General features: G+C 29.4%; 10 protein-coding genes. 8 read left to right on the forward strand and 2 right to left on the reverse strand.

Features of this window, described 5'->3' with window-relative positions:
* Window positions 1–473: 473 nt before the first annotated feature.
* A complete protein-coding gene (locus ACQZHJ_RS08610) occupies window positions 474–1,421 on the reverse strand; it encodes a hypothetical protein (RefSeq protein WP_430485145.1) in 948 nt (315 codons plus the stop codon).
* A 390-nt stretch (window positions 1,422–1,811) separates the two neighbouring features.
* Here ACQZHJ_RS08610 and ACQZHJ_RS08615 point away from each other — a divergent pair, with 390 nt between their 5' ends.
* On the forward strand, window positions 1,812–2,333 hold the full coding sequence (locus ACQZHJ_RS08615; protein WP_430485146.1) for a hypothetical protein: 522 nt from the start codon (window positions 1,812–1,814) through the stop codon (window positions 2,331–2,333).
* Window positions 2,334–2,429: 96 nt separating this feature from the next.
* Here the strand turns inward: ACQZHJ_RS08615 and ACQZHJ_RS08620 are convergent, their stop codons facing one another.
* Window positions 2,430–5,267, reverse strand: coding sequence for an SH3 domain-containing protein (locus ACQZHJ_RS08620; RefSeq protein WP_430485147.1), 2,838 nt, complete (start codon window positions 5,265–5,267; stop codon window positions 2,430–2,432).
* A gap of 348 nt (window positions 5,268–5,615) precedes the next feature.
* Here ACQZHJ_RS08620 and ACQZHJ_RS08625 point away from each other — a divergent pair, with 348 nt between their 5' ends.
* From ACQZHJ_RS08625 to ACQZHJ_RS08655, 7 genes are all read left to right on the forward strand, one after another.
* Window positions 5,616–7,343 carry a ferredoxin hydrogenase gene (locus tag ACQZHJ_RS08625; RefSeq protein WP_430485148.1) on the forward strand — a complete coding sequence of 576 codons (1,728 nt, stop codon included), beginning with the start codon at window positions 5,616–5,618 and terminating at the stop codon, window positions 7,341–7,343.
* Window positions 7,344–7,358: 15 nt separating this feature from the next.
* Entirely contained in the window at window positions 7,359–8,390 is a 1,032-nt protein-coding gene (locus ACQZHJ_RS08630; protein WP_430485149.1) for a 4Fe-4S dicluster domain-containing protein, read from the forward strand.
* Window positions 8,391–8,414: 24 nt separating this feature from the next.
* The gene (gene asrC, locus ACQZHJ_RS08635; protein WP_430485150.1) at window positions 8,415–9,413 is read left to right on the forward strand and encodes a sulfite reductase subunit C; all 999 of its coding nucleotides are present in this window, start codon (window positions 8,415–8,417) and stop codon (window positions 9,411–9,413) included.
* 678 nt (window positions 9,414–10,091) lie between these two features.
* Window positions 10,092–10,823, forward strand: coding sequence for a metalloregulator ArsR/SmtB family transcription factor (locus ACQZHJ_RS08640; protein WP_430485151.1), 732 nt, complete (start codon window positions 10,092–10,094; stop codon window positions 10,821–10,823).
* Between the two features lie 402 nt (window positions 10,824–11,225).
* Window positions 11,226–11,576: a glutaminase gene (locus ACQZHJ_RS08645; RefSeq protein ID WP_430485152.1), complete on the forward strand. Its 351-nt coding sequence runs from the start codon at window positions 11,226–11,228 to the stop codon at window positions 11,574–11,576.
* 149 nt (window positions 11,577–11,725) lie between these two features.
* Window positions 11,726–12,517: a class I SAM-dependent methyltransferase gene (locus ACQZHJ_RS08650; RefSeq protein WP_430485153.1), complete on the forward strand. Its 792-nt coding sequence runs from the start codon at window positions 11,726–11,728 to the stop codon at window positions 12,515–12,517.
* A gap of 18 nt (window positions 12,518–12,535) precedes the next feature.
* Window positions 12,536–12,958 (forward strand): GNAT family N-acetyltransferase, encoded by a 423-nt coding sequence (locus ACQZHJ_RS08655; protein ID WP_430485154.1) that lies wholly within the window; start codon window positions 12,536–12,538, stop codon window positions 12,956–12,958.
* Window positions 12,959–13,011: the final 53 nt, after the last annotated feature.

A 13,011-nucleotide genomic window follows, 5' to 3' on the forward strand; every position in this document is an offset into this window, starting at 1 on the left:
ATTTATATTTTAAATTTTAGACTTGTCACTCTTAAAATACTTGCTATAACTAGCTTTGCTTATATAGGTGACAGGAGTGACAGAAAAAAAGCTATTTTCAGTAGTCATAGTATTAATATATTAATTAAAATTATATGTAATTATTTATTTTTCCTTATACATATAAATAGAAAAAAGCTGTCACCTCTGTCACCTGCTTGATATAACTAAGTTTTCAGTACTTTTAACCTGTCACCAAGCTGTCATCAAGCTGTCACCTCACATAATTAAATTTATAACTTTTGGCGGACTTTTTGTTCTTTGCCAGACTTTTTAAAAAGTCTGGCATGCTTTAAAGTGTTGATATGACTAAGAAAAGAATTAAATTTATCAAGAATCAAGCACTATTTTAAAAATAATACAAATTTAAAATAGTGCTTGATTTAATATGACATTATTCTTTAAATTTTATTCTGATATACATTAGTCTTATACTATATTGAAATACTTAATTCCCTTAATACTAAATTTATTGGATTGTAAATTGTGGCAGAATCAGAGCCTGCAAATAGTAATCCTAGAGCGTTATTTTTCCTATCTAAAAGTAAACTGCCAGAATCACCTGGTTTACTCATGGAAGTTGTTATGATTTGTCTTAGGAATATAGCAGTATTTCCATCTGAGTAAGTTACTCTAACAGTAGCATTGGTATTTCTTATTTCTCCAGTAGTTTCCTCAGTTGTTCTACCAACCTTTTTCACTCTTAATCTTACTCTTGGTCTTAAGTTTAATCCAGAAACTCTGCCATTTAAATAAATTATATCATTAGCATCTGAAATAGGATTTATGAATTTTGATATAGCAGCATCAACAAAATTTTCTGGTGATTCATTTTGAGTTTCAAATTTGATTGGAACAAATTTTGAAAGAGTAGCTATTTTATCTGTTAAACTTGTTCCTCCATCTATTAGACTAGGCTGAAGTATTGGAGTATTGATTGGAAGCTTATTTTCACCAGCTAAAACATGGTTATTACTCAGAATATATAGATTACTTAAATAATCTTTTGTTAAATAACCAGCTGTACCTGCCCAAGGGCTATTATCAGGGCCTATGCTGTAACCAAATATTATTGGTCTTACTTTATCAGTTAAACTGGTAGCCATAATTTCTCCAGTTTCAATAACATCAGTTAAGATCCCCTTATATTTTTCAGGAATCATATCTTCAGGAGAAAGTTCACATTCAGGAAGCTTTTTGCTAACTAATACTGTTAAACAATCTTTAAATGTATCTTCTCCATTAGAGATTTTACTACCTATTGAAACCCCTAAGACATTTTCCTTACAGAGAAAGTATCCATATTCCTTTTCACAGATAGCTTCCATATCGTACTTTAATGGGCTTGTATCAATAATATCCTTGCATTTCAAAGGATTCATACTAGTCACCTCTATACTTTTATACTTTATTATATGTTAGGTTTATTTTCTCAGTTACATAATTAAGTAAATGTTAAAATGGCAAAATATAAATTAAAAAACTTTATAAAGCTTTTTAATAGTAAATATTTCAAGAACTGAAGTGTCTAAAAATACATATTTATATAGTGTGAGGAGTTTAAAACTAGAGAGGATGTATTTATACTAGGGAATAATTTAAAACAAGCAACCCATTATATAAAAGTTCAAGGAACAGGTAGAAATTTTCTTCTTGGAAGTGGAAAAGTTGATTCTTCTCTTATAAATGAAGAAGGAGATGCTCTATTTAATCTGTTTGATATAACTAATTTTAAGTTAACTGATAAAAATAGCAATGAGTACTTTGTATTTATGAGCACCTATGCTTATTACCCAAAAGATGATGAAAAAACCTTTAAAACAAACTTTAAAGTTGAAAAGCCAGTTCCAACAGGTGAAATCATAGTAACCAATGAATTTGTAGGTGGGGATAGAATTGATAAATCAGGAGTTAAATTTATCCTTGGAAGAATATTATTTGAGGATGACCCAGAGAAAGAAAAAACTGAAAAATATTCTGATTATTTAGATGAATCCTCTTTAAATGGTTATAATGACGAAGTTAAAGCTTGGGGGATAACTGATGAAAATGGAAAAATAGAAGGTTTTGAAATATGGGATGGTGTTTCTGAATTAGAAAATGGTAAATGGTATGCAAAAGAAATTTTGAAAATAGGTGGCTATATGCTACTTCAAGAACCTATTGATAATTATGAAAACAATTTAGAACAGTTGAACCCATATGTAGATGATGGATCTTTATTAAAAGAGGTTCATATAGAAAGGGATACTCTTGTAACTAGAGAGGTTTTAAATATTTACTTTGAAGAATAATCAATAAAATTCTCTATATGCTTTTGAGTTGTTGTTAAAAATGTATGCTTATATAAAAATTATAGAGTATGTTTAAAACATACTCTATTTTAAAGTTTAATCAATAAATTGACTAGAGCACCATCCTATATTTCCTTTGTAATCAACTTTGTACCAGCTTCCGTTCTCATCTAAAACTTTAACTTTTTCTCCGTTACTCATTATTGTTAATCTAGATGAGGCTGAAGTACTTTGGCTTGAATGTAACCATAAGCCTCCGTTAGCTTGTACATATGCTGTCTTTGAACTTGGCTTAGTAGAAGTAGGTGTTGTTATAACACTTGAAGATTTAGGTGAAGTTAAGAATTGGCTTGAACACCATCCTATTTGTCCATTATAGTCAACTTTATACCAAGATCCACTTTCATCTAAAATAGTTACTTTTTTACCATTACCCATTATTGACATTCTAGAAGATGATGAAGAATCCATACTAGAATGTAACCAAAGTCCACCATTAGCTTTTACATATGCTGTTTTTACAGTTGATTCAACAACTGCCTTTTCTACTGGTTTACTAGGTTCAACATGGTTAACTTCTTTAATTGTATCACTAGGTTTTGATGTTGTTATTGTTGTAGGATCACTTAAGAACTTACTTGAGCACCAACCCATCTTTCCATTATAGTTAACCTTATACCATGAACCATCTTCATCTAAAATCTGAACATTTTCTCCGTTGTCCATAATAGTTAGTCTAGAAGAAACATATGAGTCTTTGCTAGAGTGTAACCATAGACCTCCGTTAGCTCTGATATGGGCTGTTTTTATTGTAGATTCAACAGGTTTATTAGGCTTAACAGGTTTAGCTGGTTCTACTGGCTTAATAGGTTCAGTAGGCTTTGTAGGTGTCACTGGTTTACTTACTTCAGAAGGCTTTGTATCTTGATTAACTAAAGCTTTTGGTTCAGTTAAGTACTTACCTGAGCACCATCCTGTTTGTCCATTGTAATTAACCTTGTACCATGAACCACTTTCTTCTAATATAGTAACTTTTGAATCTTTATCCATAATAGTCACTCTAGAAGAAACATATGAATCCTTGCTTGAATGTAACCATAGGCCACCATTAGCCTTTACATATGATATTTTCACAACAGATTCAGTAGGTTTACTTGGCTTTGCTACTGGCTCTATAGGATCAGAAGGTTTTGTAGTTTGAACTTTAGTTTCTACAGGATTAGTTAAATAATCCTTTGAACACCAACCTGTATTACCATTATAATCAACTTTATACCAAGAACCATTGTCATCTAAAATAGTAACTTTTACTCCATTATTCATTAAACTCATTCTAGAAGAAGAGGATGTACTTGGAGTAGAGTGTAACCATAAACCCCCATTAGCTTTTATATATGCTGTTTTTATAACTGTCTCAACAGGCTTTGGTTGAGTTGGTTTCTCAGCAGGTTTACTTGGCTTAACTGGCTTTGCAGGTTCTACTGGTTTATTTGGTTTTTCAGGTTTATTAGTTTCAACTGGTTTACTTGGTTTATTTTTATCTGTTTGATTAGCTTGATCATTAGATTGATCTGTCTTTGTAGGCTTAGTTGCATCCTTACCATCTGATTTTGAAGTTTCACTTGGTTTACTAGGCTCTGTTGGCTTAGTTTGATCTACTGGTGTTTTTTCAGGTTTATTTTTTTCATCAGTAGTATTATTTGGTTTATCAGGTTTGGTAGGTTGAGTAGGAGTAGTTGGTTTAACTGGCTTAACATCCTTATCTGATGAAGAATCTTTTTCCTCTAAGAAGTTAGTATACTTATTACTTATGTAAGCTTTTTTGCCATTATAAAGAATTTCATACCAACCATTTGATGCCTTTCCTGTAACCTTGAATTTATCTCCACCATGGGCAAGTCCTACTGGAGTTATTCCTTCAGTTGTAGGAAATGGTTTTTCATTTGCATAGACATCTTGCTTAGCAGTTACAGTACCTTTTAAAGGAGTAACAGTGAACTTATGATACTCTGAATCATAAATAACATTACTCATATCTTTAGTATCTGAATTTGAATCACCTTTAATTGGAGTTCCTTTATATTTATAGTATCTTGTTGCTCTATATTGATTATTCCACCCATTTTCTTCAGCTGCTTTTTGTCCATTCAGATTACGGTTTGAATAGGCATCTCCTACACTATAAGCTTCATTTCCCATTACATAGGCAATTCCACGAGCTTTATCCTTCCATCCCATAAAACACATTGTATGATATTCACCAGCAAAGATGATATCGCCTTTTTGTATATTTCCAAAGTCTCTATGCATTTCCCAGTTATTATCTTCTAACCAATTCCAAAGCACAGAAGTATATCCAATATGGTTTGGAACAGGAACTCCAATTGCTCTTAAACAAGCTGATTGGAAGAAAACACAAGTGTTGCTTGGATCTCCATTATGTAATCTAATAGCTTCTTGCATAGCAGCTGCTTGATTACTTTTAACCTTTTCATATTCATATAATCTTTTATTTACCTCTGATGCATAACCATTTGCATAAGGTAAAGCTATAAAACATCTATATCTAGATGGCTTTGGTACAGGCAATTGAATTGTTTCTAAAACTGGTTGTTGAGCTTCAACTTCTTTTTTGATTTCAGTCTTAGTTTTATCCTTATTATCTTTTTGATTTTCTTCAGATTTATGTTGTTCTTTCTGTTCACCCTTAGGTGCCTCTTGTTTTTCTTTTTCATTCCTTTGTTCTTTATTTTCAACTTTATCATTCTTAGTATTCTGTGTTACTTCTTGTTTTTTTTCTTCTTTTTCAGAAGGGTTGTCAGAAGGGTTCTTAGTTTCTTTATTATCTTGCTTTACAATAACTTTAGAATTAGCTAAATCAACAGTTACCTTATCATTTGGTTGTTGAGGTTGCTGAACTACTACTGCAGCCATTTAAAATCATCTCCTATTTATCTAAAACTTGTATTAAGTTTTTAAAAGTATAAAAATAAATTATACTTTTAAACTAATTAAATATAATCATCTTATTAATATTTCTCATGATAATTATAGCATGTTTACAAATATTAATAAATAATGGAATTTATATGAATTAAAGTATATCGTAAATGAGTATTTATTATTAATAAAAAAGCATCTAAATAAACTAATTTAATAGAAGTTGAAATTGCATATAAGTAAATACTTATGATTTTTAAAAAATATAAGTATTTAACAAATTACAAACTCAGTGTTACCATAAATTTGTTGATTTAAATAATTATTCAAAAAGGAGATATTATGTGCCAAGTTGTCATAAATGGTAAAAAAGTTATTGCTAAAAGTGAAGAAACTATATTAAGTTTAGCAAAAAGAGAAAATATAGATATTCCTACTTTATGTTTTTTAAAAGATTGTAATAATTTGGGGAATTGTGGTGTTTGTCTTGTTGAAGTAAATTCTGAAAAGGATTTAGTGAGAGCTTGTTCTTATAAAGTAAGAGAAGGTGACATAATAAATACAGCAAATGAGAGAGTTCAAAAAGCTGTAAAAGCAAGAGTCTCAGAAATACTTAATGATCATAACTATAAATGTGGAAAATGTAGTAGACTTGAAAATTGTGAGCTTTTAGCTCTTGTTAAAAAGGTTAATGGAAAAAAATCAGAAAACTTTATCAAAGATTCAGATAATGAAATTTACATAGATAATAGAAGTAAATCTATTGTTATAGATAGAAGTAAGTGCATAAAATGTGGTAGATGTGTAGCTGCATGTAGAGAAAATAGTGGAACTGAAATTATGGGATTTAGATTAGAAGATGGTAAGACTTCTATGGGTCCTGAAAATTTAGCTTGTTTTGATGAAACAAAGTGTTTATTATGTGGTCAATGCGTAGTTGCTTGTCCTGTTGGAGCTTTAAGTGAAAAATCTCATATGGATAGAGTTTTAGATGCTCTTAAAGAGAAAGATAAGCATGTAGTTATAGGAATAGCTCCTTCAGTAAGAACAGCTATTGGAGAAGCTTTTGGAATGGACTATGGTACTGATGTAACTGGTAAATTATATGCCGCCCTAAGAAAATTAGGTTTTACAAAGGTCTTTGATGTGAACTTTGCAGCTGATGTTACTATATTAGAAGAAGGAACAGAGCTAATAGGAAGAATACAAAATGGTGGTCCTTTCCCAATGTTTACTTCTTGTTGTCCTGGTTGGATTAGATTAGTAGAAAACTACTATCCAAATTTACTTGATAATCTTTCATCAGCAAAGTCTCCTCAACAAATTTTTGGAGCAGCAAGTAAAACATATTATCCATACACAGAGGGTATAGATCCTAAAGATGTGTTTACAGTTTCAGTAATGCCTTGTACTGCTAAGAAATTTGAGGCAGATAGAGATGAAATGTGGAATGATGATATTAAAAATGTAGATGCTGTACTAACTACTAGAGAACTTGCTAAATTAATAAAAGAAAACAACATAGATTTTCTTAATTTAGAAGATGAAGATGCAGATCCAGCTATGGGAGAATATACAGGGGCAGGTACACTATTTGGTGCTACAGGTGGTGTTATGGAAGCTGCCTTAAGAACTGCTACAGACATCTTAGAAGGAGTATCTTTAGAAGATATTGACTACAAAGATGTAAGGGGATTAGAAGGTATTAAAGAAACTACTATAAAAATAGCTGGAAATGATTATAAGATAGCTGTTGTTCATGGTGGTAAAAACTTATTTAACTTTATAGAAAGTGGAATGATGGAAAAAGGTAATTATCATTTCATAGAAGTTATGGCTTGTCCTGGTGGATGTGTAAATGGTGGTGGACAACCTTTTGTAAGCTCTAAAAATAGAGAGTTATTCAATATTAAAGAGCTTAGAGCTTCTGTTTTATATAACCAAGATAAGAATTTACCAAAGAGAAAATCTCATAAAAATAACTCTGTATTAAAAATGTATGATTCATATATAGGTGAACCAACTAAGGGTAGAGCACATGAGTTATTTCATCTTAAATACAAAAAGTAATGTGGAGGAGTTTTTATGGATTACAGATTATCAAAAAGCGAAAGCGATAAATTAATAAATGAGTTAAAAAAACAATATAAAATATATGCCCCAATAAACTTTCAAGGGGAAGGAAGACATAGTTATACAAATAATATTAGATATGGAGAAATAGATTCTTTTAATGATGTTGTGTATAAAGAAAAATCTCAATATTCACCAAAAGAACTTTTAATTCCAATAAATCATACATTATCACTTCAATTTGAAGGTAAATCTTTAAAAACTGATGATTTAGAAGAGGACAAGGACATAATAATCATTTTACGTTCTTGTGACTTGCATGGAATAAAGAGAATAGATAATTCATTAAAGCATGATTCTTTCTATAGAAATAGAAGAGATAGAGTTAAATTCATGCTTATGGGATGTCCAAAATCTTTTGATACTTGTTTTTGTGTTTCAATGGGAACAAATGAATCAGAGGATTATTCCTTAGGCATTAAATTCCATGAGGATGGAGAAATCTCAATAAAGGTTAAAGATGAAGAATTTAATAAATACTTTGAGAATTCTAAAGAAGAAAACTTTGAAATGGAATTTGCAAAAGAAAATGAAATAAAGGTTAGAAGACCTGAAATAGAAACTTGGGACAAGGTAGTTTTAGATAAAGTTAAAGAACTTGATATGTGGAATTCATACAAAAACCGTTGTATAGGATGCGGAAGCTGTAATATGAGTTGCATAACTTGTTCTTGTATGATAACTAAGGAAGTTACTCATAGGGATAATTCTAAGCTAAAAGAAGTAAGAAGAACTTGGAATGGATGTCAATTAGTTAAATCTTCTGCTTTAAAAAATAAGAGCATGAGTGAAATAGTTCCTACAAGAATAAGACAAAGAGTTTTAGATAAATTTTATAGACCAAAGCTTGAGATTTCTAAGGAGCAAATTTGTGTTGGATGTGGAAGATGTACAGATATCTGCCCAAGATATATAAATTTTGCTACAACAGTAAACAAGTTAAGTGATGAATTAGATAAGATTTATGAAGAGTTAGGAAGATAATGTTAAAGGGAGAAGAGTATAACTATGAATAGAGATATTGATATAGATAAATTACGTACCAATTGTTTCCGTGAATCAAAGGTACCAGGAGAATTCATGTTTCAAATGAGAGTTCCTGGAGGAACTATAGATGCTAAGCATTTAAGCCTAGTTCAAGAGATTGCTGAAAAGTATGGTAATGGAAGTTTTCACTTTGGAACTAGACAAACTTTCAATATACCAGGAATAAAGTACGATGATATAGAAAATGTAAATAAATTAGCCAAAGATTACATAGAAGAAGTTGAAAATGAACTTTGTAATGTTGGTTTAGATGTTGATGATTATGGTTATCCAACTTTAGGAGCAAGAAATATATCAGCTTGTGTTGGAGCAGACCATTGTATAAAAGCTAACGCTAAAACACCAGCTTTAGCAAGAAATTTAGAAAAAATAATATTCCCAAGTAACTATCACATAAAAATATGTGTAGCAGGATGTCCAAATGATTGCATAAAGGCTCATATGACAGACTTTGGAATATTAGGGGTTACTATTCCACAATATGATTATGATAGATGTGTAGGTTGTGGAGCTTGTGCAAGAGCTTGTGCTGCTCATTCAACTTCAGCAATTCAAGAAGTAAATGGAAAAGTAATAAGAAATGAAGAACTTTGTATAGGATGTGGAGAATGTGTGGAAGCTTGTCCAACAAGAGCTTTTACTCGTTCAAAAGAAACTTATTACAGAGTATTAATAGGTGGAAGAACAAGTAAAAAAACTCCTAGATTAGGAGAGGTTTTCTTAGATTATATAACAGAAGACGTATTATATGAAGTAATTAAGAATTGGGAGAAATTCTCTAAATATGTATTAAAGGGTTCACCAAGATATCTTCATGGTGGTCACTTAATGGATATGGCAGGATATGCTAAGTTCAAAGAGATCATGCTAGATGGAGTTAAGTTAAACAAAGAAGCTAAAGTTGCTACAAGACTTAACTGGAAAGAGCGTGAATACAAAGCTAATATAAATTTAAAATAAATTGCTTATAAACTCTAAAATTTTATGAATACATATTTAACTTAACATAAAACATATTTAACTTATTATTGGCTTTTCTACAATAATATTAATAAGTATAAGTATTTAATTTTCACTTCAAAAAAATTAAAAATAACCTTTATAAAAGCAATTACAAATTTAACCTAAAATAAATATGTAGTACAATAAAATTTTAGAGTTTTTAATAAAATATAAATTAAACACACAAGTTTAATTAGTTTCTTACAATAACAAAAAAATAATAAGCCTGAAAAAATGGGTTGTATCAAAATAACTTTTTAAGTTTTGATACAGCCTATTTTCATTACTTTCTTTCAGTTAAGAGTTTTCTAATTTCATCTGGTAAAGACATAGGTGAAAAATTCAAAAAAGTACCATCATCATACAAAAACATAGTAGCTATTTTATTTTCAGCATCTTTTAAACAGAGAATGATTTAAATAAAATACTCGTAAATGATTCCTATAAATAAAAAATGTTTTCAAGTACTTTATATATAAGAATAGTAAGTTTTAATGCTAAAGGAATACCGTTGATTATTTAATTAAGAATATACTTAATTAAATTTAAAATAACTATTGCAATTATAATATAATAGGAGTAGAATTTTAATTAAGGAAATGCTTAACTAAAATCTTTTAAAAAGAAGGAGTATATATGGAAGAAAGAATAAAAATCTTTAAAGCCTTAGGTGATGAAACAAGAATAAACATTTTACACCTTATAAGAGATAAAAGCATGTGTGCAAAAGGAATTGCCAGAGAACTTGAAATATCAGAGTCAGCAGTTTCTCAACAAATAAAAATACTTAAAGAAGCTAATTTAGTTATTGGATATAAAATAGGTTATCACATCGTTTATGATCTTAATATTGAGAATCTTTTAAGCGTAAATACCTTAATTGATTACATCGTAAATGATGATAATATAAACAAAAATATAACCCCATACGAGAAATGCGTAAAGGGATGTAAACATATAAAATGCATGAATAATAAAAAATTAGAGGAGGAGAAAGTAATGAGAATTTGTTTCCCAGTTAAAAGTAATGAAGGAGTTAAAAGCATACCATATGGTCACTTTGGTACAGCTCCAACTTTTGTAATATGTGATTTAGAAAAAAATGAAATAACTACAGTTGGTAATGGTGATTTAGGACATGAGCATGGAAAATGTCAACCTATAAAAGCTTTATCAGGAGAAGTAGTTGATGCTGTAGTAGTTGGCGGAATTGGTGCTGGCGCTATAAATAAATTAAATTCTATGGGAATTAAAGTTTATAAAGCTTTAGAAGGAACTATAGAAGCTAACTTAGAAGCTTTCAAAAAAGGAGAATTAAAAGAATTCTCAAGAACACATACTTGTAGTCACGATGGATGTAACCATTAATTTGTATAGATAGAAATTTAACTTTTTAACCGCAATTTTAAAGTTTATTTTCAGAATTATAAAAGAGGCAGTCTATTTTTAGATTGTCTCTTTTTTTGTTTTTGTTTTAACTAAATGGTAAATAAACATCTTTTTAAACTTATATAAAATCAATCTTAGTTTTAAATATAGCTTCATTTTTTATAAATTTGTAAAATAATAACTTTATACATTGGATTATGTAAAAATTTAACTTACAATATAAATACTTAATAATTTAAAAATAGAGGGGTGAATTTAATAAAGATTAATAAGATTTTTAATACCCGTACAGTATTTTTTACATTAGGAATAATAAGTTGTATTATTATAATCTCTAAAATTCCAAAAGATAATATTCCTTTTAAAAAGCCAGACATCAAGGTGGTTCACAATAATAAAGAAGTTTCCACTATAAATGGTGAGTTTAACTGGTTTAATAAAAACTCAGGTGGAAATAGCAATTTAGCTGAACCCTTAGAGGATTTAAAAGAGCCATTAAATACTAAAAGTGGAGAAACTATAAATATAAAGTTTGAAAAAGCTCCAAAAAATATAAGTATTAATGAGGTTTCAGACATACCCTATAAAAAGCTTGAATATTCAACTGGTGATTCAGAAAAAGAGATTTCATTTAAGTTACCTGAGGAAAAGGGAACTTATTATATTGAAGTAAGTGGATTCTATGATGAAACACATTCAAATGCTGAAATATTCAAAGTTATTATTAAATAAGATTAAAATATTAGGCTCTGTTTTAAGTGGGTGTTGATTTTAACTAGCCCTTCAGACCTACTTACAGTTCTATCTAAAATCAACACTGGTTTAAAACAGAGCTAAAATTAAAAATAGTATAAATTGGGTAACAGGGGAGATGAGATATTATGGAGGAAGTTTTAAAATTAAAAAATGAAGAAGAAAGAGTATCAGCACTTTACGATATTTTTAATGAAAGTAACAGGCTATCATCTAAAGCAACTAGGGTTGAATTTTTAACAACTGTTAGAAATATAGAAAAGTTTTTGAAACCAGGAATGAGAATTCTTGATTTAGGGGCTGGTACTGGAGAGTATAGTCTTTATTTTGCAAGTAAAGGTTTTGAGGTAACAGCTGTTGAATTAGTAGAAAAGCATGTTAATGAAATTAAAAGTAAATCTACTGAAGATATGAAGCTAACAGTAATACAAGGAAATGCTTTGAATTTATCTAATATTGAGGATGAAAGCTACGATGTTGTTTTATGCTTTGGCCCTCTTTACCACTTAAGCAATATGGAAGACAGAATAAAATGTGTCAATGAAGTGAAAAGAGTTTGTAAAAAGTATGGGGAGATGTTCTTTGCTTTTATTTCTAATGATATGGTAATTGTAACAGAAACTATGTGTTATAACCCAAACTTCTTAAAAGAAGATGCCTATAATCATGATACATTTAAAATTCATAATTTCCCATTTGTTTTTCATACAGTAGAGCAGTGTAGAAATCTTTTAAGAAATTCATCTCTTAATATAAAAGCAGAAGTAGCTGCTGATGGACTTTGTGAACTCTTAGCTGATAAAATAAATGCAATGGATGATTATGACTATAATAAATGGTTAGAATATCATTATTATTGTTCTGAAAAACCAGAGTTATTAGGATATAGTAATCATTTATTATTTGTAGCTAAAAAATAAGAGAATGAAGAGGGACTTATGGAATTAGATAAAGTAATTTTAAAAAAGGATTTAATCAAAGATGTTGAAAAAATTGCATCACTATATGAAAGTGTAGGGTGGAACACTTATACTGATAATATCAAGTTGTTAGAGAAAGCTTTTATAAACTCATTAAAAGTTATATCAGCTTGGCATGATGATAAGCTAGTTGGACTTATTAGAGTTGTTGGTGATGGCGTAAGTATAATTTATATACAAGATTTACTTGTACTTCCTGAATATCAAGGCAATGGTATAGGTAAAGGGCTTATTAAGTCTATTTTAGATGAATTTGTATTAGTTCCTCAAAAGGTTTTAATAAGTGATAATGAAGAGGTCTCACTTGAGTTTTATAAAAACTTAGGCTTTAAATCAATTGAAAATTATGATGGTGTAGCCTTTGTAAATTATATTGAGTAACTATAATTAATATTAAGCTTATTACTATATTAAGTTGAGGTTAATTTCTAGCT

It is taken from the genome of Clostridium sp. B9 (assembly GCF_050509515.1).
GTDB lineage: Bacteria > Bacillota > Clostridia > Clostridiales > Clostridiaceae > Sarcina.

Coding starts and splice junctions, on each gene's coding strand:
- ACQZHJ_RS08610 (WP_430485145.1), bottom strand. CDS start 1,421: ATGAATCCTTTGAAATGCAAGGATATTATTGATACAAGCCCATTAAAG.
- ACQZHJ_RS08615 (WP_430485146.1), top strand. CDS start 1,812: ATGAGCACCTATGCTTATTACCCAAAAGATGATGAAAAAACCTTTAAA.
- ACQZHJ_RS08620 (WP_430485147.1), bottom strand. CDS start 5,267: ATGGCTGCAGTAGTAGTTCAGCAACCTCAACAACCAAATGATAAGGTA.
- ACQZHJ_RS08625 (WP_430485148.1), top strand. CDS start 5,616: ATGTGCCAAGTTGTCATAAATGGTAAAAAAGTTATTGCTAAAAGTGAA.
- ACQZHJ_RS08630 (WP_430485149.1), top strand. CDS start 7,359: ATGGATTACAGATTATCAAAAAGCGAAAGCGATAAATTAATAAATGAG.
- asrC (WP_430485150.1), top strand. CDS start 8,415: ATGAATAGAGATATTGATATAGATAAATTACGTACCAATTGTTTCCGT.
- ACQZHJ_RS08640 (WP_430485151.1), top strand. CDS start 10,092: ATGGAAGAAAGAATAAAAATCTTTAAAGCCTTAGGTGATGAAACAAGA.
- ACQZHJ_RS08650 (WP_430485153.1), top strand. CDS start 11,726: ATGGAGGAAGTTTTAAAATTAAAAAATGAAGAAGAAAGAGTATCAGCA.
- ACQZHJ_RS08655 (WP_430485154.1), top strand. CDS start 12,536: ATGGAATTAGATAAAGTAATTTTAAAAAAGGATTTAATCAAAGATGTT.